The sequence below is a fragment of the Saccharothrix sp. DSM 118769 genome (genome assembly GCF_052936295.1).
The window spans coordinates 6,846,962-6,873,515 of record NZ_CP193627.1; the positions used below are offsets into that span (position 1 = coordinate 6,846,962).

The following is a 26,554-nucleotide window of genomic DNA, read 5'->3' on the forward strand; positions in this document are numbered from 1 at the left end:
CCGGGATCGGCGCCTTCCCCGGCGCGGTCGGACCACTACCCGACCGGCATGCCGACCACGTCCTCCACCCCGGGACCCGCCACCCCGGCGATGTCCGCCCCGGCGGCGTCCGGCCCGGTCCGGCACAGCACGCGGTCGAGCGCGGCGTGCAGCGAGCCCGGGTCCGTGCCCCGCCACGCGGCGAACCCGTCCGGCCGCACCAGCACCGCCCCGTCCGCCGCGACGAGGTCCGGCGCGGACCGGCAGGTGATCGGCACGACGGCCCGCGCCGCGGCCTCCTCCCAGCCCCGCGCCGCCGCGCCGGTCAGCAGCGCCCAGCCGCCGAGCAGGTCCGCCGCCCCGGCCACCCGGGTCGAGCGGGGGTGGTCCGGGTCCGGGACGAACGCGCCCTCGGCGTAGGCGCACTCGAACATCAGCCGCCCGCGCCGGGCGCCGTTCGCCGCGGCGTCGCCGGGACCGCCGTTGAGCACCCGGTACCGCTCGACGCACAGCGTCGTCGTCGCCCACGCCACGGGCAGCCGCTCGGCCTCGTAGCTGGCCATCAGCTCCTCCCCCGCCACGCCGCGGTGCACCAGGCCGAGCTTCCAGGCCAGGTTGAACGCGTCCTGCACGCCCGTGGCCACGCCGAACGACCCGACCGGCGGCATGGTGTGCGCCGCGTCCCCGGCCAGCAGCACGCGGCCCACGCGCATCCGGTCCGCGACGCGGCCAGCGACGTCCCACGTGGTGCCGGCGACGCGGTCCACGGTCACCGGCAGCCCGTCCACGCCGATCGCGGCCCGCACCAGGTCGGCGCACCGCCGCTCGGTGAAGTCCGCGGCGGTCTGACCCGGTTCGAGGGAGATCGCGAACCGCCACCGCCGCGCGCCGTCCACCGAGGTGAGGAAGCCGCGCACGGCCGCGTTGGCGACGGTCAGCGCGACGACCCTGCGCCCGGCCAGCGGTGCGCTCAGGTCGGCGGTGAAGCGCACGTCGAGCTTGCGCGCGACCGTGCCGGGCCCGCTGTGCCCGATGTCGAGCAGGCGGCGCAGCGGGCTGTGCGCCCCGTCCGCGACCACCAGGTGCCCGGCGTGCACCCGCACGTCGCCATCGCCGTCGCCGCCCGAGCGCAGCGTCACGAGCACCCCGTCGGGCACCTGCTCGACCGCGACGACCTCGGTGCCGTAGCGCACGTCCGCGCCGCTCGCGCGGGCGTGGTCGCGCAGCACCGGTTCGAGCTGGTCCTGGTCGATGGGCGCCCACTCGCCGGGGCCGCCCGCCGTGCCCCGCTCGGGCAGCCGCACCCGCTCGGGCCCGGCCACGCTCTCCGCGTGCGCGACGACGGTGTGGTCGGCGATGGGCGAGCGGACGGCGCGGATCGCCCGCTCCAGGCCGACCGCCCGGTACAGCTCCACCGTGGGCGGGTTGAGGGAGCGGGCCCGGGGCTCGGCGAGCGGCCCGGACCGGCGTTCGGCGAGCAGGCAGGGCACGCCGGCGTGGGCGAGGAACACCGCGGCGGACAGGCCGACCACGCCGCCGCCCGCGATCAGCGCCGGGACGCGCAGCGGCTCAGGCACGACGCTCCCAGTGGTAGAACTCCTCCGCCATCGCGTCCTTCGGCTCCCGCCACGCCTGCGGGTCGTAGGGCGAGACGAACGGCCGCAGGTCCTCGCTGATCCGCCGGAACTCCGGGTGGTAGCGGTGCGCGGACACGGCCTCCTCCAGCGGGCGCTCGCCCTCGATGAGGTGCAGGTACAGCTCGCCGAACCGGAACAGGGTGCGGGAGCGGACGCCGATCACCTCGGCGAGGTCCGTGCGGTGGTCGGACTCGGAGAACACGCGCGCCACCTGGTCGGCGGCGTCGGGGGCCATCCTGGCCACGATCAGGGTGCGGTGCACGCGACCTCCTCGACCTTCCGCTTGATCAGGGCCATCTGCACGGGCGTGTTCTCGTCGATGCGCCGCGCCATCCCGGCGTCGTCGAGGGGCGCGCCCGGTTTCATCGCGAAGTCCTGCACCCACCGCATGAGCACGCCGCCGTCGACCTGCTCGTAGGTCCAGCGGATGTCCATGCGCTCGAACGGCCCGGTCTCGACGCGGCGCGCGGTGACGGTCCGGGTGACCGGGTCGGCGACCCGCTCGGACACCCAGCTCCAGACCTTCCCGTCCGGGTCGGGGTGCGTGGTGAGGCGGAACAGCACGCGGTCGCCGTCGCGCTCCAGCACCTCCGCCGACGCGTACTCGCTGAACAGCCCGGGCCAGCGCTCGACGTCGTTGGTGCGCTCCCACACCACGTCCATCGGCGCGTCGATCAGGACCTCGTTCTCGGTGTGCCCGGCCATGCTCACGCCCTCCCGGTCAGCGCCGTCAGCAGCTCGCCGGTCGGCTGCTCGGCGTCCAGGTCCACGTCCTGGGGCAGGCCGTGGTGGCGCTTGAGCTCGGCGAGCACGCCCATCAGGCCCAGCGAGTCCACGCCGAGGTCGGCGAACGTCGCGCGCCCGTCGGTGAGCTGGTCCCCGGTGACGGCCACCCCCGTGCAGCGGCTGATCAGCGCCGCCAGGTCGGTGGGCGAAGGTGTGGTGTCCACGTCAACTGCCTCCTCGGGTCGGTTCGGGACGTCGCAGGACCAGGGCCGAGTTGCCGCCGTGCAGACCTCGGGCCAGGACCAGCGCGGTGCGGGTGTCGAGCGGGCGGGCCTCGCCGGTGACCAGGTCGAGGTCGAACCGCCAGTCGCGGACGCCGGGCGTGGGCGGCACGGCGCCGTGCTCGACGGCCAGGACGGCGGTCGCGACGTCGAGCGGCGCGGCGCCCGCGTAGCAGCGGCCGTACCCGGTCTTGGGCGCGGTGACCGGGACGGCGCGGTCACCGAAGAGCAGGTGCAGCGCCCGCGCCTCGGCCTCGTCGGCGCGCGGGTCGCCCAGCGCGTCGAGGAACACCGCGTCGACCTCCGCCGGGTCGACACCGGCCTGCGCCAGCGCGGTCCGGGCCGCCCGCGCCAGGCCCTCGGCGGAGTCGCCGAAGCGCTGCGGGCCGGTGAACGTCGCGCCGTGCCCGGCGATGACGGCCCGCGCGGCGGCACCCCGGTCGCGGGCGGCGTCGGCGTCCTCGACGACGAGCACCGCGCCGCCCTCGCCGGGCGCGAACCCGGCGGCCCGCGCGGTGAAGGGCAGGTAGGCCGTGCCGGGGTCCTCGCCGGTGCTGAGCAGGCCCAGGCCGAGCTGGCAGCACATCGCGTAGGGGCAGAACGGCGCCTCCGCGCCGCCCGCGAGCATCGCCCGCGCGCCCCGGGCCAGCTCGTCGCGCGCGGTGGCGAACGCGTCCAGGCCGCCCGCCTCGTCCGCGACCAGCACGCACGACGGGCCGCGCAGGCCGCGGCCGATGGACACCTGGCCGGTGCTCGCCGCGTAGAACCAGGCGATCGACTGGTAGGGGCCGACGTGCTGGGGGCCGTGCCGCCACAGCGCCTCGATCTCGCGCTGGCCGAACTCGACGCCGCCGGAGTAGCTCGCGGTCACCACGCCGAACCCGAAGTCGGGCACGGTCGCCGGGTCCAGGTCGGCGTCGCGCAGCGCCAGGTCGGCGGCGGCGAGCGCGAAGTGCGTGAACCGGTCGGTCTGCACGGCGACGCGCGGGTCGACCCACCCGTCCGGCCCGAACCCGTCGACCTCGCCCGCCACGACCACCGGGTACGGGTGGGGCCCGAAGCGGCGCAGCGGGCCCAGCGCGCGGCGGCCCGCGCGCACGGCGGGCCAGAAGTCCGCGCCGGTGCCGCTCGGGGCGACCGCGCCGACGCCCGTCACCACGGCGGTGCTCACGACCGCCCTCGCGCGGCGTGGGTGAGCACGACCGCGGACTGGAACCCGCCGAACCCGCTGCCCACCGACAGCACGGCGCGCAGGTCGAGCTCCCGGGCGGTGTGCGGCACGTAGTCCAGGTCGCACTCCGGGTCGGGGGTGTCGAGGTTGGCCGTGGGCGGCACGACGCCGTGGACGAGCGCGAGCACGCAGGCGGCCAGCTCGATCGAGCCGATCGCGCCCAGCGAGTGGCCGACCATGGACTTGATGGAGCTGACCGGCACCGCGCGCGCGTGCTCGCCCAGGACCCGCTTGAACGCGGCCGTCTCGTGCCGGTCGTTCTGCCTCGTGCCGGAGCCGTGGGCGTTGACGTAGTCGACGTCGGCGGGCGCGACGCGGGCCTGGTCCAGGGCGAGGCGGGCGGCCTCCGCCATCTCCACGCCGTCGGGGCGCAGGCCGGTCATGTGGAAGGCGTTGCTGCGGGTCGCGAAGCCCGCGACCTCGGCGAGCACCACGGCGCCCCGGCGGCGGGCGTGCTCGCGCTCCTCCAGCACCAGCACGGCGGCGCCCTCGCCGAGCACGAACCCGTCCCGGTCCAGGTCGAACGGCCGCGCGGCGTGCTCCGGGTCGTCGTTGCGGGCCGTGGTGGCGCGGATGGCGTCGAAGCAGGACACCGCGATCGGCGAGATCGGCGACTCCGCCCCGCCCGCGAGCACCACGTCGACCACGCCGTCCTCGACCAGCCGGGCGGCGTGCCCGACCGCGTCGAGACCGGCCGTGCAGCCGGTGGAGACGGTGCGCACCGGTCCGCGCGCCCCCACCCGGTCAGCGACCTCGGCGGCCAGCATCGCGGGCGACAGGGCGTGGTGCAGGAACGGCGACGCGGCGGCCGGGTCGACCAGCCACCGCGCGCCCCGGTCGGAGGTGGCCGCGTAGTCGCGTTCCAGCAGGGTCGTGCCGCCGACGGCCGAGCCCATCGACACGCCCACCCGCCACGGGTCGGCGACGTCCAGCTGGGCCTGCGCCCACGCCTCGTCGGCGGCCACCGCGGCGAACTGGGCGTAGCGGTCCATCCGGGCGACCTCGGCCGCGCTCAGCCCGGCCTCGGCGGGGTCGAAGTCGCACTCGGCGGCCACCCGCGACCGGAACCCCGACGCGTCGAACAGCGAGATCGCGCGGGTGGCGGTGCGGCCCGCGGTCAGCAGCTCCCAGAACGCCTTCACGCCGGTGCCGCCGGGCGCCACCACGCCGATGCCGGTCACCGCCACCCGGCGGGTCACGGCGTCGGCTCCGTGTCCACGTGGCCCAGTTCGGGGCGGGGCGCGAGCGGGCACAGGTGGAAGACCAGGCGCGCGGGCGCGGCGGAGGTGTTGCGGACCCGGTGCCGCACGCCCTTCGGGACCAGGATCGCCCGGTCGGCGGCCAACGGGTGCGGCACGTCGTCGAGGTCCAGCTCCACCTCGCCCTCGACCACGTACAGGTACTCGTCGGAGTAGGGGTGGTAGTGCTCGGTGACCCGCTCGCCGGGCGCGAGCGCCAGCACGCCGAGGAACCCGCTGGTCGAGCCGACGGTCGCCGGGCCGAGCAGGACGCGGACGTCGCCGCCGCGGTGCAGCAGGGGCGTGACGTCGGCCGGGCCCACCGCCCGGTGCAGCTGCCCGGTCACGCCACCGCCTCCGCCACCCGGTCGGTCACCAGCGCCATCGGCCGCGCGAGCCGCACGAGCGGGGCGAGCAGGCCCGCCAGCGGCACCGGCGGCGAGTCGGCCGCCCCCGGCCCGGACTCGGCCAGCCGCACCACGAGGTCGTGCCGGCGGAACACGGTGGCGCCGCCGTCGGTGGGCGCCGCGGCGAGCAGCCTGGCCACCTCGCGGCCCCTTCCCGGCAGCGCCAGGTAGAGCGCCGCGGTCCGGGGCGCGCCGCGCTCGACCGCACCGCGCCGACCGGCCACCCGCATCGCGGACGTGGCCAGGAAGCGGCGGCGGTCGCCCTCGTCGGACAGGTCGCGGGGGTGCGCGAGGTACGGCCGCAACCGATCCTCCACGGCCCTGACCTGCGGTTGACCGGCCAGGTGCCGGACGGCCTCGGCGGGCGGGCAGGTGATGTCGACGACCCGGACGACGGTCGCGCCGGCCATGAACACCGAGGTGCGGTCGAGCAGGGTGCGCGGCGGGCCGCCGGCCGACGTGCCCGGCGGGGGCCGGTGGTAGTCGGACAGGATGGCGGCGACGGCGTCCTCGGACCCCGGCCGCACGGCGAACGTCAAGGCGTAGCGGTTCACGGCGTGCCTCCCACTTCCTGTCGTCGTGGTGCGCGGGTGGTCGCCCGGACGAGGTAGCGCCGGGACTCGCGCTCGGTCACGCAGGCCATCAGCGGCGCGGCGAGGGCGCGGTGCCCGGCGGTGGCCTCCCAGGTGGCGAAGTGCCCGGGGCTCTCCCACTCGCTGGTGATGACCCACTCGTCCGGGTCGTGCGCGGACTGGCACAGCTGGTCGCCGAGGTAGCCCTCGACGCGGGCGACCTCGTGGCGGATGCGCTCGTAGGCGTCGCGCAGGCGTTGCCCGGCGCCCGGCGCGGCGCGCAGCCGGAAGATCACCCGCAGGGCGTCGGTGTGCTCCACCGCTACTCCTCCGGGTAGGAGGCGATGCGGCACGCGTGCCGGGCGACGTCGCCCTCCACGCCCTCGCGGTGGAGGATGCCCCGGCACTTCCGGACGTCGTCCGGGAGACCGGTCTTGGCGATCTTGCAGGCGCGCAGCACCGCGTCGGTGGCCTCGTGGCCGTGCTCCATGACGTGGTCGATGCAGATGCCGGGGTCGGCGCGGGCGGGTTCGGCGAAGAGGACCGCGGTCACGAGGGCCGCGGCGGTCAGCGCGGCGGCGCGGAGTGTGCTCGACATCGGTGGTCGCTCCCTGACGGCGGGGTTGGTCGCGGTCGGGTTCCCCACGTTCCGGGTCGGACCCCGCGCTGTCCACCGCACAACCACCCCGGGGGTGCGGACCACTCGAACGGGTAAAACGCTTGTCGCACTTCGTGTTCCCGTTCCCCGCGTGGCGCGGTACCGCACTCCACTGTGGAGCGAACGCCGCCGGCGGGGCCGGGCCGGTTTCGCGAACGGCGGCTCGTGGCATAGAACAGAACCCGACAGCGGGCATCGAGGAGGATCTACGTGGCTCAGACGGTTCGCGGTGTGGTCGCACGGGGCAGGGGTGCCGCGGTCGAGGTGGTGGACGTCGTGGTGCCCGATCCGGGGCCCGGTGAGGCCGTGGTGGCGGTGCGGGCCTGCGGGGTCTGCCACACCGACCTGCACTACCGGGAGGGCGGCATCAACGACGAGTTCCCGTTCCTGCTCGGGCACGAGGCCGCCGGCGTGGTCGAGGCGGTCGGGGAGGGCGTGGTCGACGTCGCGCCCGGCGACTTCGTCGTGCTCAACTGGCGCGCGGTCTGCGGCCGCTGCCGGGCCTGCCTGCGCGGCCGGCCCTGGTACTGCTTCGACACCCACAACGCCGCGCAGCCGATGACCCTGGCCGACGGCACCCCGCTCTCCCCCGCCCTGGGCATCGGCGCGTTCGCCGAGAAGACCCTCGTGCACGCCGGCCAGTGCACCAAGGTCGACCCGCAGGCCTCCCCCGCCGTCGCCGGGCTGCTCGGCTGCGGCGTGATGGCCGGCTTCGGCGCCGCGGTCAACACCGGCAACGTCACCCGCGGCGACTCCGTCGCGGTCATCGGCTGCGGCGGCGTCGGCGCCGCCGCGGTCGCCGGCGCGCGCGTCGCCGGCGCGACGACGATCGTCGCCGTGGACCTCGACCCCCGCAAGCTGGAGTGGGCCACCGGGCTGGGCGCCACGCACACCGTGCACGCAGGCTCCGAGGACGTCGTGGCGCGGGTGCGCGAGCTGACCGGCGGGTTCGGCGCCGACGTCGTCATCGACGCCGTGGGCCGACCGGAGACCTGGGAGCAGGCGTTCTACGCCCGCGACCTCGCCGGCACCGTCGTGCTCGTCGGCGTGCCCACCCCGGAGATGCGGCTGGAGATGCCGCTGATCGACCTGTTCTCCCGCGGCGGCGCGCTCAAGTCGTCGTGGTACGGCGACTGCCTGCCCTCCCGCGACTTCCCCTACATGATCGACCTGTACCGGCAGGGCCGCCTGGACCTCGACGCGTTCGTCACCGAGACCATCGCCCTCGACCAGGTCGAGGACGCCTTCGCCAGGATGCACCACGGCGACGTGCTCCGCTCGGTGGTGGTCTTCTGATGACCCGCGTCGACCACACCACCACCCGGGGCACGTTCAGCCTCGACGGCCAGACCTTCGACGTCGACAACAACGTCTGGGTGATCGGCGACGACACCGAGTGCGTCGTCGTCGACGCGCCGCACGACGTGGACAGGATCATGGGGGTGGTGGGCGACCGCGCGGTGAAGGCGATCCTGGCCACGCACGCCCACGACGACCACGTCCGCGTCGCGCCGGAGCTGTCGCGGCTCACCGGCGCGCCCGTGCTGCTGCACCCGGACGACCTGGTCGTCTGGCGGCTCACCCACCCGGACACCGACCCCGGCGGCGACCTCGCCGACGGCCGGGTCATCGAGGTCGCGGGCACCGCGCTGCACGTCCTGCACACCCCCGGCCACGCGCCGGGCGCGGTCTGCTTCCACGCCCCCGACCTGGGCGCGGTGTTCACCGGCGACACCCTGTTCCACGGCGGACCGGGCGCCACCGGGCGGTCCTACTCGGACTTCGCCACGATCATCGAGTCGATCCGGACCCGGCTGCTCACCCTGCCGCCGGACACGGTCGTGCACACCGGCCACGGCGACGACACCACCATCGGCACCGAGGCGCCGCACCTCGCGGACTGGATCGCCCGGGCCGGCTGACGGGTGCGGGCGGGCCACCGGCGGTGACCCGCCCGCACGCCGCTACCCGATGTGCTGGTCGGTGCCCGGCACGTCCGCGCCCGCCGTCACCGCGACCGGCGTGGCGGCGTCGAACGAGGCGGCGTCCCGGTACCAGACCTCCCGGCGGGGGTCCCGCTCGACGACCCGGAAGTGGAGCTTGACCTCCTGGGTGTTGAGGCCCGGCACGATGTAGCCGAAGCCGTAGTTGGTGGTGGCGACACCGGCGACGTCACCGGTCCGGGCGTTCACCGGCGTCACCTCGACCCAGCCGAACTCGTCGCCGTCCACGGACGTCGCGCCGCTCACGCTGCCCGCCGGCACGAGGGACTCGTCGTGCGCGACCTCGCGCCCGGCGCGCACCGCGACCGGCGCGGCACCGAAGCGGTCCGCCGCGCCGCCCGACCACTGCCAGGCGTACTCGCCCGGGGCGTGCGCGAACTCCAACGGCCAGCGGTACGGGCCCAGGCCGGTGAGCCGGTAGGCGCCGTTCCCGTCGGTGCACGCGTCGCCGTAGGCGCTCGTCGTGGCGTACGCGAAGACGCACGCGCCCTCGACCCCGGCGCCGGTGGCCCCGTCCCGCACCACACCGGTCACGGTGCCCGCGCGGTCCAGGCGGATCGGCGGCAGGTCCGTCCACCGCCCCGGCGTCGCGTCGAGCACCCGCGCCCGGCGCTGGTCGCCGGTGCCGCCGAGCCACCCGACCCACTGGAGGCCGTGCGGTTCGGCGGGCCGGGCCAGCAGTCGGTAGGCCGCGGGCGCCAGCGGGCCGAGGGTGACCGCGCCGGAGGCGTCGCTGCACCAGTCGGACGCGAACTCGCCGGACACGCCGTGCCCGGCGACCGCGACCGGTTGCACGCAGGTCCCGGCCACGGGCGCGCCGGTGCGCGCGTCCCGGACGGTCGTGCGGATCGCGACCCCGGGCTTCACCCGGGCCACCACCCGCGTGGTCTCACCGGAGCGGACCACCACATCGCGGTGGTCGACCCCGAAGTGGGTCCTGCCCGGCGTGACGTGGAGCGTGTACGTGCCCCGGTTGAGCGGGTACGAGACCCGCCCGTCCGTCGTGCACGGGCGGTCCGCGCCCACGCCCGGCGTGAAGACGCAGAAGTCCCGGACCGGCGCGCCGGACACCTCGTCCACCACGGTCAGGTCGACCGTGCCCGGCGGGAGGGTCCGCTCGTCGACGACGGTCTCGACGTCGCCGGCCACGACGACCGCCTCGGCCCCGCTGTTCGCCTCCTGCCGGGGGTACCACTGCTCGCCGTCGTGGGGCGAGCGGAACTGGATCTTGTAGTGGCCGGGCCACAGCCCGGTGAACCGGTAGGTCCCGTCGGCCGCCGTGCTGGTCGACGGACCCCAGTGGCCGCCGTCGACGTCGACGACCTGCACCGACGCGTACTCGATCGGCGCGCCGGCCGAGGTGGTCAGCGTCCCGCGCAGCACGCCGACGCCCGGCGGTCGCAGCCCCAGCTCGTGCCGGGGGTCGCCGGTGTAGACCGGGTCGGCCGACGCGAAGTCGCGCGCGTCCACCCCGGAGTGCCGGGCGTACCAGGTCTCGGCGTACCCCTCGGCGGTCGTGCGCAGCTTGAACGGCCCCCACGAGCCGGTCGGGACGCTCACCGAGTAGTGGCCGGCGGCGTCGGCGCAGTCCTGGGCGACCTGGACCTGGTTCGCGTCGAAGGCGGTCACGCACGCGCCGGGCACCGGCTGACCGGTGAACCGGGCCGTGACGATGCCCTCGGACAGCACCGGATCGGCGCTCGCCGTGCCCGCGAACGGCACGAGCACCGCGCACGCCGCGACCAGCGCCGCAAGACGACGTCTCATTCTTCCCCTCCACGTGGGCGTGCGGGCGCGCGAGGACGAGGCGGGTGAGCCCACCGGATTTCCCCCCGAGCGTGCCCCGGCACGCTATTCCACGCGGAATGTACTGACCGCCGGTGGCGCTGTCACCGGCTTTGTCCCTCGGTGAGCCGGCGGTCACGGGCCGGGGCCGGACCGCAGAACTGCGTGCGCCGCCCGCCGGGGTGCCCGCATCATTCGCTCATTCCTCCGGCGCGAGGGGACGGGATGGACATCCGGCGCGGGCGTCGGCCCCGGCGGGCGTTTTTGATCACGTCGGCGTTCGACCAGAAGTACTGGGTCGCGGAGTTCGTGCAGCGGCTGCACGGCGTGCTGGACCGGGGCGGCATCGACCTGGTGCTCAAGGTGCCCGACCGGGACTACGACTCGGCGGCGCAGGCCCACCACCTGCGGCGGGTCCTGGCGAGGCGGCAGGACTACCTGGGCGGGTTCGTGGCGGCCACCGAGGTGCACCGGCTCCAGCCGGACCTGGTGGCGTTCTGCGCCGAGCTGGCGCGGCCCGTGGTGTTCATGGACATAGAGCCGTTCGACGAGAACCGGTACCCGCGCGGCTCGGCGTTCGTCGGCTACCTCAGCTCGGACATCGGGGCGCTCGCGGGCCGGTGGCTGGTCGGGTGGCTGGAGCGGTCGGGACGGCCGGCGCACGTGCTGGTCGTGGCCAGTCGCGAGCACCGCGCTCGGCAGGTGTGGTGCGCGCAGGTGCTGCGGGCCGGGTTGGCCGGGGTGTCGATCGAGGTGAACGACCGCTGCGCGTTCCAGCGGGTGCGCGCGTTCGACGCGGTGCGGGCGCACGTCCGCGAACTCGACGGGCGGACGGCGCTGGACGCCGTGTTCTGCACCAACGACGAGATGGCGCTGGGCGCGGTGGACGCGTTGCGGGCCACGCCCTCGCCGTCGACCGGGGGCACGGTGGTGGTCGGCGTGGACGGCATCGCGGAGGCGCGGACCCTCGTCGACCGGGGCACCAGCCCGCTGCGCGCGACCGTGGTGCAGGACTCGCACCGCCTCGCGCAGAGCGCCGTGCACGCGCTCGTGAAGCTGCACGAGGGGCGCGAGCAGGTGACCCGGACGATCCTGCACCCCGAGGTGCGCGAGACCCGGTGACGCCGTGCCGCTCGTGCCGCCCGCCGCCGTCAGTCCGCCGCCGTCAGTCCGCCGGCGGCCGGTCCAGGCGGTCCAGGCGGGCGAGGTGGGTGGTGTCCAGGCGCAGGGCCGCCGCGGCCACGTTCTCCTCCAGGTGCTCGATCCGGGAGGTGCCCGGGATCGGCACGACCACGGGCGAACGGTGCAGCAGCCAGGACAGGGCGACCTGTGCCGGTGTGGCGCCGAGTTCCGCGGCCACCTCGGCGATCACCGCGGGGGCGCCGGCCGCGCCCGCCACCGGTCGCCAGGGCAGGAAGGCGATCCCGGCGGCCTCGCACGCCCGCAGCACCGGCTCGTGGCCGCGTTCCAGGAGGCTGTAGCGGTTCTGCACGCTCGCGACGTCCACGACCTCGCGGGCCCGGGCCAGGTCGTCGGTGGTGACCTCGGACAGGCCGACGTGGCGGACCTTGCCCTCCGCGCGCAGGTCCCGCAGCGCCCCGAACTGGTCGGCCGGCGGCACGTCGGGGTCCACGCGGTGCAGTTGCAGCAGGTCGACGCGGTCGACGCGCAGCCGCCGCAGGGCCTCGTCGACCTGGCGGCGCAGCGAGTCGGGACGGCCGTCGCACCGCCACTCGTCGCCCGCCCGCCGGATGCCGACCTTGGTGGCGACGACCAGGCCCTCCGGGTACGGGTGGAGGGCCTCGGCCAGCAGTTCCTCGTTCGCGCCCCAGCCGTACATGTGGGCGGTGTCGACCAGCGCCACGCCGAGTTCGACCGCGCGCCGCGCGACCGCGATCGACGCCTCGCGCGCCGGGCCGGGAGCGGTCGGCAGCCGCATGGCGCCGAACCCGAGCCGGCCCACCTCCAGGTCTCCGCCGATGCGGAAGGTCGTGATCACGGGACCGACCCTAGCGCCGGGTGAGCGACCCCAGGGCGATCCGGGCGATCGGCAGGTAGGCCAGCACGACCGGAGCCGGTCCGCGCACGACCAGCCAGGTCGCCCCGTCCGGTTCGACGCCGTGGCGCAGGTGCAGCCGGAGCGGTCCCAGCCGCGCGTCCCACGCCCAGGTGCGGGCGACCGGGTCCACCTCGGTCACGGTGAACGCGACCCGCACGCCCAGCGGGCCGCGGACGCGACCCGTGACGCCGGGCGCGATGCGCGGTGCCGACGCCTCGACGCCGGTGATCTGCGGCGCCCAGCCCGGCCACCGCGCCGGCTCGGCGTAGCGCTCCCACACCACCGCCGCCGGCGCCCGGCCCGGTGCGCTCGTCCTGCCCTCCACTCCCCCATCGTCGCCGAGGAGCCGCGCGAGCGCCGGGTGGCGAGCGCCGGGCGGCGGGCGGCGGTCCCCGGTCGGTGTCCGGTCCGGTCACGCGGCGCGCGGCGTGCCGCTGCGCAGCAGGTGCATCGCGCGGTGGGTGCGGGACTTGACCGTGCCGGCCGGGATGTCCAGCGCGGACGCCGCCTCGGCGACCGTGTCGCCCCGCAGGTAGACCAGCTCCAGGACGCGGCGCAGCTCGGTGGGCAGCCGCAGCAGGGCCTCGCCCACGACGACGTCGGCGACCACCCGGTCCGCGTGGTCGGTGGTCACCGCGGGCGCGGTGCGCGCGTCGTCCACCTCGACCGGTCGCACCCGCCGCGCCCGCGCCCGGTCGAGGACGATGTTGCGCACCACGGTCAACAGCCACCCCCGGACCGGGCCGCCGTCGTCGAGCAGCTGGTCCGCGTGCCGCCACGTGCGGATCATCGCCTCCTGCACGACGTCCTCGGCGGCGTGGTGGTCGCCGGTCAGCCGCCTGGCGTGGGCCAGCAGCAGCAGCCGGTGCTCCAGGAACACCGATCGCGTGAACTCGTCACCGGCCGCGGACGTCACGGCCCCGACGCTAGGAACCCGAAGTGCACAACAAGTGAACGTCCCGGGGAGCCGTCGTCAGGGGGTGAGCTTGGCGCGCAGGTCGTCGGCCCTGGGCAGGCCCAGCTCCTCGAACACGGCCAGCGAGGCGCGCCAGTGGTGGGCGGCGAGGTCCGGGCGGCCGGCGGCGGCCTCGGCGTCGCCCAGCCGTTCGCCGGTGTCGGCCAGGGCGTAGCGGATGCCCAGCTTCCCGTAGCCGGCGAGCGCCGCGCGGTAGTGCTCGACCGCCTCGTCCAGCCGGCCCAGGTTGGCCAGGGCCAGGCCGATGCTGTCCCGCAGGTCGGCCAGGCCGTAGTCGTCGTCGGGCGAGGTCAGCGCGAGGCCCTCGCGGCAGTGGGCCAGGGCCTCCTCGTGCCGGCCGAGCAGGCCGAGGTACCAGCCCACGGCGTTGAGGGCGCGGGCCAGGCGGGCGTTGTCCGTGCCGAGGCGTTGCAGCCGCAGCGCCTCGCTCGCGTGGTCGAGCGCCCGCACGTGGTCGCCCGCGCCCTCGTACAGCCACCCGGCGAACCGGTGCACGTCGGCGAGCAGCCGCGGCTCGGCCACGTCGGCGAGCACGGTCAGCGCCTGCTCGCCGGTCGCGCACGCCACGTCGACGCGCCCCAGGTCGGCCTCGGCCCGCGCCAGGCCGACCAGCCCGTGCCCCTCGCCCAACCGGTCGCCGACGCGGCGCGCCGAGGCGATGGCCACCCGGCTGGTGGTCACCAGGTCGTCCCAGTGGCCCGCCCGGTCGAGGTGGTGCGCCAGGGACCAGCCCAGCCGCCAGGCGACGTCGTGCCGCCCCCGCTCGGCGGCCCGCGCCTGGGCGGCCAGGAGCACGCGGCGCTCGGCGGCGAACCAGGCGGCGGCCCGGGCCCCGTCGGCGAAGGCGAGCGGGCGCGCCGCCGCCGGGGGCGGGTCGAGCGGGATCGGCACCCGTTCCGGGGAGAGGGCCAGGGCCGCCGCGCACGCGGTGTGCAGGTGGTGGTCCAGCACCGCGTCGACCACCGCGTCCCGCTCCGCCGCGCTCTCGTGCTCGTGGACCAGCTCGGTGGCGTACGCGCGCAGCAGGTCGTGCGGCGAGTACCGGCCGGGCGCGTGCTCGGTGAGCAGGTGCGCGGCGCACAGCTCGGCGAGCAGGCGGCGCGCGCGGGACGGCTGCTCGCCCAGGGCGGCGGCCACCGCCGGCACGCCGACGTCGTCGCCGGGCAGCAGCGCGAGCAGCCGGAACAGCCTGGCCGCGGCGGGGCTCAGCGCGTCGCAGGACCAGGAGAACACCGCCCGCACGTCGAGCGCGACGTCACCGGTGGACAGCGCGTCCAGGCCGCCTCGGGTGTCCGCCAGGTCGTCGGCCAGCGTCGCGAGGCTGAACGAGGGCCGGGTCGCGGCGCGGGCGGCCACCACGGCGAGCGCCAGCGGCAGCCGCGCGCAGGCGGCCAGGATCGCGCCCACCACGTGCTCCTCGGCCCCGACGCGCCGCTTGCCGAGCCGGCGGACCAGCACCTCCCGGGCCGCGCCCTCGTCGAGGACGTCCAGCCGCACGGCGTGGGCGTTGTGCGAGGCGACGAGGCCCGCCAGGTCGTCGCGGCTGGTGATCACGGCCAGGCTGCCCGCGCCGGGCAGCAGCGGCCGGACCTGCTCGGCGTCCCGGGCGTTGTCCAGCAGCACGAGCGCGCGGCGGCCGGCGAGCAGGCTGCGGAACAGCCCGGACCGCGCCTGCTCGCCGTCCGGCACGTCCGCCGGCCGCACGCCCAGCGCGTGCAGGAAGTCGCCCAGCTGCGCGGCCGGGTCCACCGCTTTGTCGTCCGGGTGGAAACCGCGCAGGTCGGCGTGCAGCAGGCCGTCCGGGAAGTGCCCGGACACCTGGTGGGCCAAGTGGACGGCGAGGGTGGTCTTGCCGATCCCGGCCATGCCCGTCACGGCGATCAGCCCGGCCCCGTCGGCGGCGGCCGTCGACAGCGCCTCCACCTCGTCCTGCCTGCCCACGAACGCGTCGAGCGGGCGCGGCAGCTGCGCGGGCCGCACCACGGGCTCGGTGGCGTGCGCGACGAGCACGGCCCGGTGCGCCGCCCGCAGCGCCTCGCCCGGGTCGAGCCCCAGCTCGTCGGCCAACCGGGCGCGCACCGCCTCGTAGGCGTCGAGCGCCTCGGCCTGGGACCCGGTGGCGGCCAGCACCCGCACCAGGTCGGCGTGCAGCGCCTCGTCCAGCGGGTGGCCGTGCGCCACGCGCCGCAGCGCGGGCAGCACGGCCCCCGGTTCGCCGCAGTCGAACGCGAGCCGCACGGCCCGGCGCACGGCGGCCACCCGCTCGTGCTCGACCGCCACGAACTGCGCGCCGGACCGGATCTCCTCGGCGATCCCGGACGCCACCGGCCCGCGCCACAGCTCCAGCGCGGCGAGCAGCGAGGCGAGCCCGGCGCGCGGGTCCGCGTCGTCCGCCGCGCGCACCAGCTCGCGGAACCGCAGCAGGTCCAGGACCTCCGCGTCGAGCACCGGCTGGTAGCCGCCCGGCACGGGCAGCAGCCAGCGACCGGTGGCGCGGCGCGGCAGGTCCGGTTCGACGACCCGGCGCAGCGCGCCGACGTACCGGTGCACGACGTTGGCCGCGCTCGGCGGCGGGTCGGCGGGCCACAGCGCGTCGACGACGGCGGACATCGGCACGGGTTCGCCCCCGGCCACGACCAGCAGCGCGAGCACCGCCTGCTGCTGCGGAGGCCCGAGGGCCACCTCCGCGCCGTCGACCCGTGCGCGCAGTGGTCCCAGGACGGACAGCCGGACGTTCTTGCCGATCAGGGCGGCCCCTCGATCACTGGTCGGTGGGCCGGCCAGTCTACCGCCGACCGGCCCCGCGCGCGGATCACCGATCGGTGGGCACCGCGATCTCGCCGTCCTCGCCGATGAGGCGGTCCAGGACGTCGTCGGGCAGCCACACGCGCAGCGGGTAGCCGGTGCCCCACGAGTTGAGCACCGGCACGGCGCCCAGCTCGTCGGCGCGCTCGTTGCCCAGCAGGGCGTGCACCTCGTCGACCGTCCTGGCCCAGCGGAACGCGGCGAGGCCGTGCCCGCCGTCCGGCGCGTACCCGGAGCGCGTGCGCCAGTCGTGGGCGGCGTACTCGTCCTGCCAGGGCACGTGCCCCAGCTCGACCAGCGCCTCGGCCGCCGCGCGCACCGACGTGCCCTCGTTGTCGCCGGGGTTGGTCTCGGACCACTCGTCGCGCTCCTTGGCCCGCGACCACAGCCAGCGCGCCGAGTAGAGCCCGCCGTTGAGGATCGACATGGCGCGCGACCAGCCGAACCCGACGCACGCGCCTTCGGTGCCCTGGTCGTAGAACGCGCGCCACGCCTCCTGGTCCGGGCCGCCGCCCGGTTCCAGGCACACGCAGTGCCCGCCGCGGATGCGGGTCAGCGACCTCGCCCCGCCGCGCGCGATGAAGTGCTCGCCGCTGGTCTCGTCGCGCACCGGGCCGTCCATCTCCCGGTACCAGTTCACGCCGATCACGACGGGCCGCCGCGAGGGCTGCTCCGCCAGCGCGGTCAGCGGGTAGTTCTCGACGTGCCGCCAGTCGTCCGGCACGAACCGGCCCAACCTCGGGTCCTCCGGCTCACCGTCCATCGGTCGATAGCGCATGGCGTCCCCTTGCCTCGACTGCTACCCGTGGGGTCGTCCGGCGCGGCACCCGGGTTAGCGGTCGCCGCCGAACGTCCCACGGACGGCGCAACGGGGTCAGGCGGGGGCGCGCACGACGTCGGCCAGCGCGGTGGCGGGGTGCCCGGTGAGGCGGCGCACGTGGTCGGTGACGCCGGCCAGCTCGCCGCGCGCGACGGCGGTGTAGGTGGAGACCCAGGCGTCGAGCTGCCAGTCGGGCGCGACGTGGTGGGCGCGCGACCGGTACGCCTCCTCCACGGTCTCGGGGTGGTAGGTGACCTCGCGACCGGTGACGCGGGTGAGCACCTCGGCGACCTCGGCGAAGGTGAGGGCCTCGGGGCCGGTGAGGTCGTAGGTCGCGCCCGCGTGGTCGGCGGCGGCGGTGAGCACGGCGGTGGCGGCGTCGGCGATGTCGTCCTGGGCGACCACCGCGACCCGCCCGTCGCCGGCCGGGCCCCGGATGACCCCGTCGTCGCCGACGAGGCCGGGGGTGAAGTCGGCGTACAGGTTGTCCCGCAGGAAGGTGAACGGGAGTCCGCTCGCGCGGACGTGCCGCTCGGTGGCCCAGTGGTCGCGGGCCAGCGTGAACGCCGCGTCGGGGGCCGCGCCGCAGAACGAGGTGTAGACCAGGTGCCCGACCCCGGCCTCGGCGGCGGCGTCCACGAACGCCCGGTGCAGGTCGACCCGGTCGGGGGTCTCCGAGGCCGAGACCATCAGGACGACGTCGACGCCGCGCAGGGCGTCGCGGACGGCGTCGCGGTCGGTGAACGCGGCCCGGACCACGTGCGCGCCGGGCAGCCCGGGGGCGCGGGCCGGGGCGCGCACCAGCAGGGTCTGCGGCAGGCCCGCGGCGGCCAGGCGCCGGGCGACGCGCCCGCCCAACCGGCCGGTGGCCCCGGTGACGGCGATGGCGGGGGTGGTGCTGCCGGTCATGGGCGGCTCCTGTCGTGGGTGATCACGGCGCACAGCATCGCCCACGCCCGCGCCGCCCGCCCGCGCTGCCCGCACTGCCCGCCCGCGCTACCGCGAGGACGGCGGGCCGGACTGGGGTGCGCCCGACTGGGGCGGGCTGGGCTGAGGTGCGCCCGACTGGGGCGCACCGGATTGGGGCGCGCCGGACGGCTGCCCGTCGCTGCCCGGCCGGGTGCCGCCGCCGGTCGGGGTGGTCGTGGTGTCGACACCGACCGCGAGGGTCACCTGGAACCCGCCGGACACGTCGCCGGTCACGGTGGCCAACTGGGTGACGCCGCCGTCGTCGCCGAAGACGTTGTCGCCGTCGAGCGTGACCTTCTTCAGGTTGTCCACGGACGCCTCGTAGCCCTTCTCCGCGTAGACCTTCTCGCAGGCGTCCTGGGGCAGCGCGACCTGCGAGGTGGCGATGACCTTGGTGACGTCGGCGATGCTCGCCAGGTCCGGGTAGACCTCGAAGTGGACGTGCGGCCAGCGCCCCGCGTAGCAGGCGGGGAAGACGCTGGTGAAGCTCACCTTCCCGGAGCTGTCCGCGACCTGCACGCCGCGCAGGTAGTTCTCCTGCTCGATGCCCTCGCTGTAGAGCGAGTAGCCGCCCTCGCGGGTGCAGTGCCACACGTACACCGCGGCGCCCTCGAACGGCTCGCCGCCCTTGGCGAGGTCGCTGACCACCAGGTCCAGCGTCATCGGCACGCCCTCGGCCCTGCCGGTCGGTCCGCCGAAGCTGGTCCGGATGTCGCCGCGCACCACCTCGCCCCGGTCGAGCACGTCCGGTCCGTTGGAGCCGTCGCCCGGGTACGGCCCGGCGGTCTCGTCGGGGATCTCCTGGAGCAGCTGCGCGGTCGACGTCGCGGTCGAGCCGGACGTCGCCGTCGTGCCGGACGACCCGGACGAGCCGCCCGAGCACGCGGCCAGCCCCAGCGCCGCCGCGCCCAGGCCGAACGCGCGCAGCGCCAGCCGCCTGCTCAGCAGGGTGCCGAGGTCGAAGCCCAAACCCTGGTCCACCGGTTCCTCGTCCGGGCGCGGCAGCGGGCGCCCCTCGTAGGACGGCACCCCGTCGTTGCTCATGCGACCTCCAGCCGTGCGGTTCCGGGCCACGCTAGGGCGGCCCCTCCCCGGTCGCACGCCGGTTCGCGCGCGGTCACCCGATCCGGTCGAGCCGCACCGGCAGGCCGTCGCGGGGCACCGGCAGGGCGGAGAAGTCGAACGCGGTCTCGTAGCCGGGTTCGACGCTGATCCGGAAGCGCTGGAGCAGCTGGTGCAGCAGCGCTTTGACGTGCACGTCGGCGAACCGCTCCCCCGCGCACTTGTGCACCCCGCCACCGAACGGCGCCCACGCGTAGCGGTCCACCCGCGCCGGCCCGGCGAACCGCAGGGGGTCGAACCGCTCCGGGTCCGGCCAGAGCTCCGCGAGGTGGTGGTTGACCAGCGGCGTCACCGTCACCAGGGTGCCCCGGGGCAGGTGGTGGCCCAGGACCTCGGTGTCGCGCGCGGTCCAGCGCGGGTAGACCGGGATGGGGGTGACGAGCCGCAGCGCCTCCTTCGCCACGAGGTCGAGGGCGCGCAGGCGGGGCAGGTCGTCCCAGCCGGCGAACCGAGTGCCCAGCGCCCGCGACTCCGCCCGCGCCCGGTCCTGCCACTCCGGGTGCTTGGCCAGCCGGTACAGCGCCGAGTTCAGCGCGACGGTGGTCGTGTCGTGCGCGGCGAGCAGCAGGCCGATGACGTGGTCGACGACCTCGGTGTCGGTGAACCGCCGCCCGTCCTCGTCGCCGGCGCGGCAGAGCAGGCCGAACAGGTCGGTGTCGTCGCCCGCGCGCTTGGCGGGCAGCCGGTCGAGGCAGAACCGCTCCAGCACGCGCCTGCCGGCCAGGCCGCGCGCCCACCGGGTGCCCGGCGCGCCGACGCGCACGTAGGCGGTGACGGCCCTGGTCATGTCGACGAACGCCGCGCCGACCGCGTCGGCGGTGCGGCCCAGCGCGAGCCCCAGGAACACGTCCGCGGCCAGGTTCAGCGTCAACCGCCTCACGGCGGGCAGCAGCGGGAACGGGTCCGCCGGCCGCCACCCGCGCAGCCCGGCGTCGATCACGCGGTTCATCCGGTCCAGGTAGCCGCGCAGGCGGTTCGGCGTGAACGCCTGCTGCACGACCCGCCGCTGCCGCAGGTGCTCCTCGCCGTCCAGGGTCAGCAGCCCGCCGCGGAAGAACGGCCCCAGGAAGAACTCCCACGCCTGGCGGTTGGCGAACGCCCGGTCCCGGTTGACCAGCACCACCTCGGCGGCCTCCGGGCCCACCAGCGACACGATGCGCCGCCCGAACCCGCAGGACCAGCTCACCGGGCCGTACCGCGCCAGTCGGCGCGCACCCCACTCGACCGGGTCACGGATCGCCGCGAACGTGTGACCCACCACCGGGCAGCCCGCGTTCCCCGGCACGGTCCGCAACCCGCTGCCGGGCGGCGCGGCGGGGAACGGACCGGGCACCGCGAGCAGCTCCCGCGCCCGTGCGAGCCGACCGCCGGACGGCACGTGCGCCTCGGCGACCACGGACGGCCCACCCCCCTTCCCTCTGGTCCGTCCAGTGTGGACCCGGGGTGGGCACGGCGACCAGTGCGCGGACAGGTGACGCGCGGAGCGCGGGGGCGCGTCCCGGGACGCGCCCCCGCGCGGCTCAGCCGCCGATCGCGTCGAGTTCGGCGACCACGTCGGCGGGCAGCTCCAGCGCGCCCGCGGCGACGTTCTCGCGCAGGTGCGCCACCGACGACGTGCCGGGGATCAGCAGGACGTTCGGCGACCGCTGGAGCAGCCACGCCAGGGCGACGGCCATCGGGGTCTCGCCCAGCCGCCCCGCCACCGCGTCCAGGGCCCCGGACTGGAGGGGGCTGAACCCGCCCAGCGGGAAGTACGGGACGTAGGCGATGCCCTGGGCCGCGGTCAGCTCCACGAGGGCGTCGTCCTCGCGCCGGGCGATGTTGTACATGTTCTGCACGCACACGACGGGCGCGATCGACTGCGCCTCGGCGAGCTGGTCGGCGTCGACGGTGCTCAGGCCCAGGTGCCGGATCAACCCCTGCTCCCGCAGCTCGGCGAGCGCGCCGAACTGCTCGGCGATCGAGCCCGGCTCGGGCGTTTCGAGGCCGCCGACGCGCAGGTTCACCACGTCGAGCGCGTCGAGCCCGAGCCGCCGCAGGTTGTCGTGGACCTGCTCGCGCAGCTCGTCGGGCGTGCGGGCGGGCGGCCACCCGCCCTGCTCGTCGCGGCGGGCGCCCACCTTCGTGACGACGTGCAGGTCGTCCGGGTACGGGTGCAGCGCCTCGCGGATGATCTCGTTGGTGACGTGCGGCCCGTAGAAGTCGGCCGTGTCGATGTGCCGGATGCCCAGGTCGACCGCGGTGCGCAGCACCTCGACCGCGGCCGCGCGGTCCTTCGGCGGCCCGAACACACCGGGGCCGGCCAGCTGCATGGCGCCGTAGCCGACCCTGGTGAGGTCCAGGTCGCCGACGCGGTACGCGCCACCGGGCAGATCGTGGAGAGCCATCGTTCCCTTCCCGCTCGCCCGCGTCCGCGGCGAGCTGCGTCCACTGTGCACCCGTCCGGCCGGCGCGGTCAGCACCCCGTCGTCCCCGGGGGTGGCAGGACCAGGACCGGACCGGGCCGCCGACGTACGATGGTGGCGTGACCAGGTCGAACGCGCTGGGCGAGTACCTGCGTGCGCGGCGGGAGCTGGTGGACCCCGCGGACGCCGGGCTGCGCGTCGTCGGTGTCCGGCGGACCCCGGGGCTGCGCCGCGAGGAGGTCGCCACCCTCGCCGGCATCAGCGCCGACTACTACCTGCGCCTGGAGCAGGGCCGGGACCGCAACCCGTCGCCGCAGGTGCTGGAGGCGCTGGCCCGCGTCTTCGGGCTCGACGCGAGCGCGACGGCCTACCTGCTGGGCCTGTCCCCCGCCCGGCCCGCGCCGGCCAGGAGGCCGCGGCGCGAGGTCGTGCCCGACGGCATCCGCCAGTTGCTCCACACGATCGGGCTGCCCGCGTTCGTCGAGAGCCGCGCGTTCGAGGTGCTCGCCGCCAACCGGCTCGCGACCGCGCTGTCGCCGGGCATCCGGCCGGGGGACAACCGGCTGCGGTCGGTGTTCCTCGACGAGGCCGAGCGCGAGCTGAACCCCGACTGGGAGCAGCAGGTCGGCGGCATGGTCGCCGCGTTCCGCGCCTCGATCGGCACCGACGTGGACGACCCGCGCACCGCCCAGCTGGTCGGTGAGCTGTCGCTGGCCAGCGAGCTTTTCCGGCGGCTGTGGGCGCGGCACGACGTCAAGCCGCTCGCCGGGGGCGCGACCCGGCTGCGCCACCCCGTGCTGGGGATGCTGGAGCTGCGCCGGGAGAAGCTGCCGATCGGCGACTCCGGCGGCCAGCTGCTGGTCGTCTACCACGCCGAACCGGGCTCGGCGAGCGCCGAGGCGCTCACCCGGCTCGGCGAGATCGCCGGCGACGGCGACACCCCCGGCGGCGACACCGGCGGAGGGGACGCGCGCCGGCCGGCCTCCCACCGCCGGTAGCGGGGCGTCGGCCCGGTCAGGGGGCGACGCGCAGCACGACCTTGCCCCGCACGCGGCCGGTCTCCAGCAGCTCGTGCGCCCGCGCGGCCTGCTCCAGCGGGAACACCGCGGCCACCTCGACCTCGACGACGCCCTTGTCGATCAGCTCCGCCAGGCGGGTGAGGGCGGTGCCGTCCGGCTCGACCAGGAACGAGCGGGCCCGCACGCCCCGGTCGTGCGCCGCCCGGGCCAGCTCGGGCGACACGCCGCTGGGGACGGCGACCAGCAGCCCGCCGGGGACCAGCGTCGACAGCGACCGCGTGCTCGTGCCGTCGACCTCGTCGCCGACCAGGTCCACCACCACGTCGACGTCGCGCACGGCGGTCTCGAAGCGGGTGGTGGTGTAGTCGACGACCTCGTCCGCGCCGAGCCCGCGCAGCCAGTCGTGCTTGTCGGCGCGGGCGGTGCCCACGACGTGCGCGCCCAGGTGCTTGGCGACCTGCACGGCGAAGTGCCCCACGCCACCGGCGGCGGCGTGCACCAGCACCCGCTGACCGGCGCGGAGCCCGGCCGCGTCCACCAGGACCTGCCACGCGGTCAGCGCGGCCAGCGGCACGGCCGCCGCCGCGTCGTGGTCGAGGCTCGCGGGCTTGCGGGCGAACTGCCGGGCGGGCGCGGTGACGTACTCGGCGTAGCCGCCCGCGGCGCGCGGGAACCACGGCATCCCGTAGACCTCGTCGCCGACCTCCAGCGTGTGCACGCCGAAGCCGACCTCCTCCACCACGCCGGAGACGTCCCAGCCGACGGTGAACGGCGGCTCGCCCAGCACACCGGCCATCCCGCCGCCCGCCCTGGTCTTGTGGTCGACCGGGTTCACCCCGGCGGACACGACGCGGACCAGCACCTCCGTCGGCAGCGGCGCCGGCTTCGGCACCTCGGCCACCCGCAGGACCCCCGGACCGCCGAGGACGTCCTGGACGACGGCGCGCATGGTGCTCATCTGCTTCCTCCCACCCGGCCGGGCCCCGCGCCCGGCGACGGGCCGAACGCTACGCCGAAGGGAGTAGTAACCCGCAAGGGAGTCTACTATCCATCGGGAAGCATGCAGTTCAGAGCGACGAGGAGAGCGGTTGTGACGGCGACCTGCGCCACCGGGCAGCACGACAAGCACGACGTGTACGCCGCCCAGTGCCCCTGCCGGGACGTGCTGGACCTGCTGGCCAACAAGTGGGCGGCGCTGGCCATCGGCGCGCTGGAGGACGGGCCGCGGCGCTTCGGCGCGGTGCAGCGGCAGTTGGAGGGCGTGAGCCCCAAGGTGCTGACGAACACGCTGCGCAGGCTGGAGGAGGGCGGGTTCGTCGACCGCACGGTCTACCCGGCCGTGCCCCTGCACGTCGAGTACGCGCTGACCCCGCTGGGCCGCGGCGTCGCCCGGCCGCTGGGCGCGCTGCGCGACTGGGTCGAGGAGCACCTGCACGAGATCGGCCCCGCCTGAGGCCGGCCGGGTCCGACCGACTCGGGCTGGGCAGGGCAGGCCGGGTCGGGTCGGGCAGGTCGGGTCGGGTCGGGTCGGGCAGGCCGGGTCGGGCAGGCCGGGCGATCGTCCGCGGGCGACACCCGCTCCGGGGCCCTTCCGCAGGTGGGAGCCCCGGCGCCGGGCGGGGAGGCTACCCTGGGCGCATGCGGAGATCCGGGCTGGTGACGCGCACGCGTGGGCTGGGTGCCCACGACCACGTGTGCTGGCGCTACGACGACCCGCGCGACTTCCACGGGCACGTCCGCGAGTTCCTCGCCGAGGGCATGGCCGAGGGGCAGCGGGTCTGCTACGTCGGCACCGGCGACGTCGCCGACCTCGTCGGGCACCTGCGCGGCGTCGAGGGGGTCGACGAGGCCCTGCGCTCCGGCGCGGCCGCGGTCGCCTCGTTGGACGCCACCTACCCCGTGGACGCGGTGATCGAGCCCTCCGCGCAGGTCAGGACCTACGCCGAGGCCACCCGGGCCGCCCTGGCCGCGGGGTTCACCGGCCTGCGCGTCGCCGCCGACTGCACCTCCCTGGTGCGCACCCCCGAGCAGCTGGCGGCCTTCGCCCGCTACGAGCACCTGATCGACCGGTACATGACCGGGCACCCGTTCTCGGCGATGTGCGCCTACTCCGGCGCGGAGCTGGAGGACCGGGCGATCGCGGAACTGGCCTGCATGCACCCGAACACCAACAGCTCCTCCGCCGGTTTCCGGCTGCACGCCGCCGAGGGCGGGGTGGTCGTCCTGGGCGGCGAGGTGGACCTGTCCAACGGCGACCTGTTCACCCTCGCCCTGACGCGGGCCGCGCTGCGCCCCGACGGGGGGCGGCTCGTGGTCGACGCGAGCGAGCTGGCGTTCCTGGACCACCGCGCCCTGCTGCACCTGGCGGACCACGTCGCCGACCTGGGCGCGACCGCCGTGCTGCGCGCGCCGTGGCCCGGGATCGACACGCTCGTGGACCTGCTCGACATCACCGGCGTCCGGGTGGAGCGCGCCGCATGACGGTCACCGAGCTGCCGCCGGCGGGCGACTTCGTGCACCCTGCCCTGTTCTACGGGTCCGACGAGGAGTACCTGCGGGTGCTCGTGCCCTTCGTCACCGACGGCCTGGCGCTGGGCCACCCGGTCGCCGCGGCGGTCCCCGGCGAGCGGGTGGCGCTGCTGCGCGAGGCCCTGGCCGACGCCGCCGACGACGTGCTGCTGCTCGACATGGAGGTCGAGGGCCGCAACCCCGGCCGGATCATCCCGGGCGTGCTGCGCCGGTTCGCCGACGGCCACCCCGACGCGCACGTGCGGATCATCGGCGAGCCGATCTGGGCGGGGCGCTCCGCCGACGAGTACCCCGCCTGCGCCCAGCACGAGGCCCTCATCAACCTCGCGTTCGCCGGGCGCGACGTCAGCATCGTGTGCCCCTACGACACCACCGCGCTCGACGAGCGCGTGCTGACCGACGCGCTGGCCACCCACCCCGAGGTGTGGGAGGCGACCCGGCGGTACGGCAGCGGCCACTACGCCCCCGACGCCGTCGTCGGCCGCTACAACGAGCCCCTCGACACCCCCGCGGACGCCGCGGCGCTCGACGCGGCCACGACCGCCGACATCCGCGGCGCGCGGCGGTTCGCCACGGCGGAGGCGCAGCGCCTCGGCCTGACCGCCGAACGGGTCGCCCAGGTCGCGCTGATCGTCACCGAGCTGGTGACCAACAGCCTCCGGCACACCGGCGGCGGCTGCCGGCTGACCGTCTGGCGCGACCCCGGGCACGTCGTCTGCGCGGTTCGCGACGGCGGTCACCTCACCGACCCACTGGCGGGCCGCCGACCGGCCGGCGCCGACCGGTCCGGCGGGCGCGGCCTGCTGGTCGTCAACCACCTGGCGGACCTGGTTCGCACGTACACCACCCCGCACGGCACGACCGTGCGCGCCTACCTGCGCACGACCCCCTGACGGGACGCGACCGCCGGGTCAGGCCGGCCGGACGCGGCGCAGGGCGTCGAGGTACTCGGTGATCGCGTCGCGGTTGCGCACGAGGCTGCGGATGCGCCGGTCCATCTGGTCGCGCTCGTGCTCCAGCTGGGCGATCATCTCCGGCGTGGTCTCGGGGTCCGCGAACGAGTGGATGTCCCGGGGCGTGGTCAGGCACGGCAGGATCTGCTTGATGATGCGGGTCGGCAGGCCGGCGGCGAGCAGCTCGCGGATCTGGAGGACGCGGTCGACGTCGCCCTCGGCGTAGTCGCGGTACCCGTTGGGGTTGCGCGCGGCCTTGATGAGGCCCTGCTCCTCGTAGTAGCGCAGCAGCCGGCGGGACGTGCCCGTGCGCTCCGACAGGCACCCGATGCGCATGTGACCCACCCCATGTCGTGCCGGCTTGACCCTCACACCGGTGT

General features: G+C 76.1%; 29 protein-coding genes. 7 read left to right on the top strand and 22 right to left on the bottom strand.

The window, feature by feature from the left end; genetic code table 11:
• Positions 1–35: 35 nt before the first annotated feature.
• From ACRAKJ_RS28390 to ACRAKJ_RS28435, 10 genes are read right to left on the bottom strand one after another with little or no spacing between them, the layout of a single operon-like run.
• Complete coding sequence (locus ACRAKJ_RS28390) at positions 36–1,556, bottom strand: FAD-dependent monooxygenase (RefSeq protein ID WP_438921238.1); 1,521 nt, start codon at positions 1,554–1,556, stop codon at positions 36–38.
• Positions 1,549–1,878, bottom strand: a complete 330-nt coding sequence (locus ACRAKJ_RS28395; protein WP_438921239.1) for a TcmI family type II polyketide cyclase — start codon at positions 1,876–1,878, stop codon at positions 1,549–1,551. Before ACRAKJ_RS28395 ends, ACRAKJ_RS28390 begins: the two co-directional genes overlap by 8 nt.
• Positions 1,863–2,321, bottom strand: a complete 459-nt coding sequence (locus ACRAKJ_RS28400) for an SRPBCC family protein (protein WP_438921240.1) — start codon at positions 2,319–2,321, stop codon at positions 1,863–1,865. The genes ACRAKJ_RS28395 and ACRAKJ_RS28400 overlap by 16 nt, the downstream gene beginning before the upstream one ends.
• Before the next feature lie 2 nt (positions 2,322–2,323).
• Positions 2,324–2,566, bottom strand: a complete 243-nt coding sequence (locus ACRAKJ_RS28405; protein ID WP_438921241.1) for a phosphopantetheine-binding protein — start codon at positions 2,564–2,566, stop codon at positions 2,324–2,326.
• Position 2,567: 1 nt separating this feature from the next.
• On the bottom strand, positions 2,568–3,794 hold the full coding sequence (locus ACRAKJ_RS28410; protein ID WP_438921242.1) for a beta-ketoacyl synthase N-terminal-like domain-containing protein: 1,227 nt from the start codon (positions 3,792–3,794) through the stop codon (positions 2,568–2,570).
• Positions 3,791–5,053: a beta-ketoacyl-ACP synthase II gene (locus tag ACRAKJ_RS28415; protein WP_438921243.1), complete on the bottom strand. Its 1,263-nt coding sequence runs from the start codon at positions 5,051–5,053 to the stop codon at positions 3,791–3,793. The genes ACRAKJ_RS28410 and ACRAKJ_RS28415 overlap by 4 nt, the downstream gene beginning before the upstream one ends.
• On the bottom strand, positions 5,050–5,439 hold the full coding sequence (locus ACRAKJ_RS28420) for a cupin domain-containing protein (protein ID WP_438921244.1): 390 nt from the start codon (positions 5,437–5,439) through the stop codon (positions 5,050–5,052). The genes ACRAKJ_RS28415 and ACRAKJ_RS28420 overlap by 4 nt, the downstream gene beginning before the upstream one ends.
• Entirely contained in the window at positions 5,436–6,053 is a 618-nt protein-coding gene (locus tag ACRAKJ_RS28425) for a SchA/CurD-like domain-containing protein (RefSeq protein ID WP_438921245.1), read from the bottom strand. Before ACRAKJ_RS28425 ends, ACRAKJ_RS28420 begins: the two co-directional genes overlap by 4 nt.
• Positions 6,050–6,391 (bottom strand): antibiotic biosynthesis monooxygenase, encoded by a 342-nt coding sequence (locus ACRAKJ_RS28430; protein WP_438921246.1) that lies wholly within the window; start codon positions 6,389–6,391, stop codon positions 6,050–6,052. Before ACRAKJ_RS28430 ends, ACRAKJ_RS28425 begins: the two co-directional genes overlap by 4 nt.
• Positions 6,392–6,393: 2 nt before the next feature.
• Positions 6,394–6,669, bottom strand: a complete 276-nt coding sequence (locus ACRAKJ_RS28435) for a hypothetical protein (protein ID WP_438921247.1) — start codon at positions 6,667–6,669, stop codon at positions 6,394–6,396.
• Positions 6,670–6,939: 270 nt separating this feature from the next.
• Between ACRAKJ_RS28435 and ACRAKJ_RS28440 the strand changes: the two genes are divergently transcribed.
• Together ACRAKJ_RS28440 and ACRAKJ_RS28445 are read left to right on the top strand one after the other, a co-directional pair.
• On the top strand, positions 6,940–8,025 hold the full coding sequence (locus ACRAKJ_RS28440; RefSeq protein WP_438921248.1) for an S-(hydroxymethyl)mycothiol dehydrogenase: 1,086 nt from the start codon (positions 6,940–6,942) through the stop codon (positions 8,023–8,025).
• Complete coding sequence (locus tag ACRAKJ_RS28445) at positions 8,025–8,651, top strand: MBL fold metallo-hydrolase (protein WP_438921249.1); 627 nt, start codon at positions 8,025–8,027, stop codon at positions 8,649–8,651. Before ACRAKJ_RS28440 ends, ACRAKJ_RS28445 begins: the two co-directional genes overlap by 1 nt.
• Positions 8,652–8,693: 42 nt before the next feature.
• Here the strand turns inward: ACRAKJ_RS28445 and ACRAKJ_RS28450 are convergent, their stop codons facing one another.
• The gene (locus tag ACRAKJ_RS28450) at positions 8,694–10,499 is read right to left on the bottom strand and encodes a carboxypeptidase regulatory-like domain-containing protein (RefSeq protein WP_438921250.1); all 1,806 of its coding nucleotides are present in this window, start codon (positions 10,497–10,499) and stop codon (positions 8,694–8,696) included.
• Between the two features lie 243 nt (positions 10,500–10,742).
• Here ACRAKJ_RS28450 and ACRAKJ_RS28455 point away from each other — a divergent pair, with 243 nt between their 5' ends.
• Positions 10,743–11,639 carry a substrate-binding domain-containing protein gene (locus tag ACRAKJ_RS28455; protein ID WP_438921251.1) on the top strand — a complete coding sequence of 299 codons (897 nt, stop codon included), beginning with the start codon at positions 10,743–10,745 and terminating at the stop codon, positions 11,637–11,639.
• A 43-nt stretch (positions 11,640–11,682) separates the two neighbouring features.
• On the opposite strand, the gene ACRAKJ_RS28460 is transcribed toward ACRAKJ_RS28455, so the two are convergent.
• The 9 genes from ACRAKJ_RS28460 to ACRAKJ_RS28500 form a co-directional block, all read right to left on the bottom strand.
• The gene (locus ACRAKJ_RS28460; protein ID WP_438921252.1) at positions 11,683–12,516 is read right to left on the bottom strand and encodes an aldo/keto reductase; all 834 of its coding nucleotides are present in this window, start codon (positions 12,514–12,516) and stop codon (positions 11,683–11,685) included.
• Positions 12,517–12,526: 10 nt separating this feature from the next.
• The gene (locus ACRAKJ_RS28465) at positions 12,527–12,901 is read right to left on the bottom strand and encodes an SRPBCC family protein (protein WP_438921253.1); all 375 of its coding nucleotides are present in this window, start codon (positions 12,899–12,901) and stop codon (positions 12,527–12,529) included.
• An 87-nt stretch (positions 12,902–12,988) separates the two neighbouring features.
• Complete coding sequence (locus ACRAKJ_RS28470) at positions 12,989–13,492, bottom strand: sigma-70 family RNA polymerase sigma factor (protein WP_438921254.1); 504 nt, start codon at positions 13,490–13,492, stop codon at positions 12,989–12,991.
• Between the two features lie 57 nt (positions 13,493–13,549).
• Positions 13,550–16,234 carry a BTAD domain-containing putative transcriptional regulator gene (locus ACRAKJ_RS28475; RefSeq protein ID WP_438921255.1) on the bottom strand — a complete coding sequence of 895 codons (2,685 nt, stop codon included), beginning with the start codon at positions 16,232–16,234 and terminating at the stop codon, positions 13,550–13,552.
• 130 nt (positions 16,235–16,364) lie between these two features.
• Positions 16,365–17,135 (bottom strand): hypothetical protein, encoded by a 771-nt coding sequence (locus ACRAKJ_RS28480; protein ID WP_438921256.1) that lies wholly within the window; start codon positions 17,133–17,135, stop codon positions 16,365–16,367.
• Between the two features lie 96 nt (positions 17,136–17,231).
• Positions 17,232–18,086, bottom strand: a complete 855-nt coding sequence (locus ACRAKJ_RS28485) for an NmrA family NAD(P)-binding protein (protein ID WP_438921257.1) — start codon at positions 18,084–18,086, stop codon at positions 17,232–17,234.
• Between the two features lie 87 nt (positions 18,087–18,173).
• Positions 18,174–19,190, bottom strand: coding sequence for an intradiol ring-cleavage dioxygenase (locus ACRAKJ_RS28490; protein ID WP_438921258.1), 1,017 nt, complete (start codon positions 19,188–19,190; stop codon positions 18,174–18,176).
• Positions 19,191–19,263: 73 nt separating this feature from the next.
• On the bottom strand, positions 19,264–20,664 hold the full coding sequence (locus tag ACRAKJ_RS28495; protein ID WP_447008735.1) for a cytochrome P450: 1,401 nt from the start codon (positions 20,662–20,664) through the stop codon (positions 19,264–19,266).
• Positions 20,665–20,788: 124 nt separating this feature from the next.
• On the bottom strand, positions 20,789–21,655 hold the full coding sequence (locus ACRAKJ_RS28500; protein WP_438919085.1) for an oxidoreductase: 867 nt from the start codon (positions 21,653–21,655) through the stop codon (positions 20,789–20,791).
• A 137-nt stretch (positions 21,656–21,792) separates the two neighbouring features.
• On the opposite strand from ACRAKJ_RS28500, the gene ACRAKJ_RS28505 reads away from it, so the two are divergent.
• Positions 21,793–22,671: an MmyB family transcriptional regulator gene (locus tag ACRAKJ_RS28505; RefSeq protein WP_438919084.1), complete on the top strand. Its 879-nt coding sequence runs from the start codon at positions 21,793–21,795 to the stop codon at positions 22,669–22,671.
• Positions 22,672–22,687: 16 nt separating this feature from the next.
• Here ACRAKJ_RS28505 and ACRAKJ_RS28510 read toward each other — a convergent pair whose 3' ends face one another.
• Positions 22,688–23,641, bottom strand: coding sequence for a zinc-binding dehydrogenase (locus ACRAKJ_RS28510; protein WP_438919192.1), 954 nt, complete (start codon positions 23,639–23,641; stop codon positions 22,688–22,690).
• A 141-nt stretch (positions 23,642–23,782) separates the two neighbouring features.
• Between ACRAKJ_RS28510 and ACRAKJ_RS28515 the strand changes: the two genes are divergently transcribed.
• The 3 genes from ACRAKJ_RS28515 (at position 23,783) to ACRAKJ_RS28525 (ending at position 26,114) form a co-directional block, all read left to right on the top strand.
• On the top strand, positions 23,783–24,145 hold the full coding sequence (locus ACRAKJ_RS28515; RefSeq protein WP_438919083.1) for a winged helix-turn-helix transcriptional regulator: 363 nt from the start codon (positions 23,783–23,785) through the stop codon (positions 24,143–24,145).
• Positions 24,146–24,330: 185 nt separating this feature from the next.
• Entirely contained in the window at positions 24,331–25,173 is an 843-nt protein-coding gene (locus ACRAKJ_RS28520) for an MEDS domain-containing protein (RefSeq protein ID WP_438919082.1), read from the top strand.
• Positions 25,170–26,114 carry an anti-sigma factor RsbA family regulatory protein gene (locus tag ACRAKJ_RS28525; protein WP_438919081.1) on the top strand — a complete coding sequence of 315 codons (945 nt, stop codon included), beginning with the start codon at positions 25,170–25,172 and terminating at the stop codon, positions 26,112–26,114. The genes ACRAKJ_RS28520 and ACRAKJ_RS28525 overlap by 4 nt, the downstream gene beginning before the upstream one ends.
• A gap of 18 nt (positions 26,115–26,132) precedes the next feature.
• On the opposite strand, the gene ACRAKJ_RS28530 is transcribed toward ACRAKJ_RS28525, so the two are convergent.
• Positions 26,133–26,510 carry a MerR family transcriptional regulator gene (locus tag ACRAKJ_RS28530; RefSeq protein WP_438919080.1) on the bottom strand — a complete coding sequence of 126 codons (378 nt, stop codon included), beginning with the start codon at positions 26,508–26,510 and terminating at the stop codon, positions 26,133–26,135.
• Between the last annotated feature and the right edge of the window lie 44 nt (positions 26,511–26,554).

Coding starts and splice junctions, on each gene's coding strand:
- ACRAKJ_RS28490 (WP_438921258.1), bottom strand. CDS start 19,190: ATGAGCAACGACGGGGTGCCGTCCTACGAGGGGCGCCCGCTGCCGCGC.
- ACRAKJ_RS28400 (WP_438921240.1), bottom strand. CDS start 2,321: ATGGCCGGGCACACCGAGAACGAGGTCCTGATCGACGCGCCGATGGAC.
- ACRAKJ_RS28480 (WP_438921256.1), bottom strand. CDS start 17,135: ATGCGCTATCGACCGATGGACGGTGAGCCGGAGGACCCGAGGTTGGGC.
- ACRAKJ_RS28510 (WP_438919192.1), bottom strand. CDS start 23,641: ATGCGCGCCGTCGTCCAGGACGTCCTCGGCGGTCCGGGGGTCCTGCGG.
- ACRAKJ_RS28520 (WP_438919082.1), top strand. CDS start 24,331: ATGCGGAGATCCGGGCTGGTGACGCGCACGCGTGGGCTGGGTGCCCAC.
- ACRAKJ_RS28530 (WP_438919080.1), bottom strand. CDS start 26,510: ATGCGCATCGGGTGCCTGTCGGAGCGCACGGGCACGTCCCGCCGGCTG.
- ACRAKJ_RS28525 (WP_438919081.1), top strand. CDS start 25,170: ATGACGGTCACCGAGCTGCCGCCGGCGGGCGACTTCGTGCACCCTGCC.
- ACRAKJ_RS28455 (WP_438921251.1), top strand. CDS start 10,743: ATGGACATCCGGCGCGGGCGTCGGCCCCGGCGGGCGTTTTTGATCACG.
- ACRAKJ_RS28445 (WP_438921249.1), top strand. CDS start 8,025: ATGACCCGCGTCGACCACACCACCACCCGGGGCACGTTCAGCCTCGAC.
- ACRAKJ_RS28435 (WP_438921247.1), bottom strand. CDS start 6,669: ATGTCGAGCACACTCCGCGCCGCCGCGCTGACCGCCGCGGCCCTCGTG.
- ACRAKJ_RS28485 (WP_438921257.1), bottom strand. CDS start 18,086: ATGACCGGCAGCACCACCCCCGCCATCGCCGTCACCGGGGCCACCGGC.
- ACRAKJ_RS28500 (WP_438919085.1), bottom strand. CDS start 21,655: ATGGCTCTCCACGATCTGCCCGGTGGCGCGTACCGCGTCGGCGACCTG.
- ACRAKJ_RS28450 (WP_438921250.1), bottom strand. CDS start 10,499: ATGAGACGTCGTCTTGCGGCGCTGGTCGCGGCGTGCGCGGTGCTCGTG.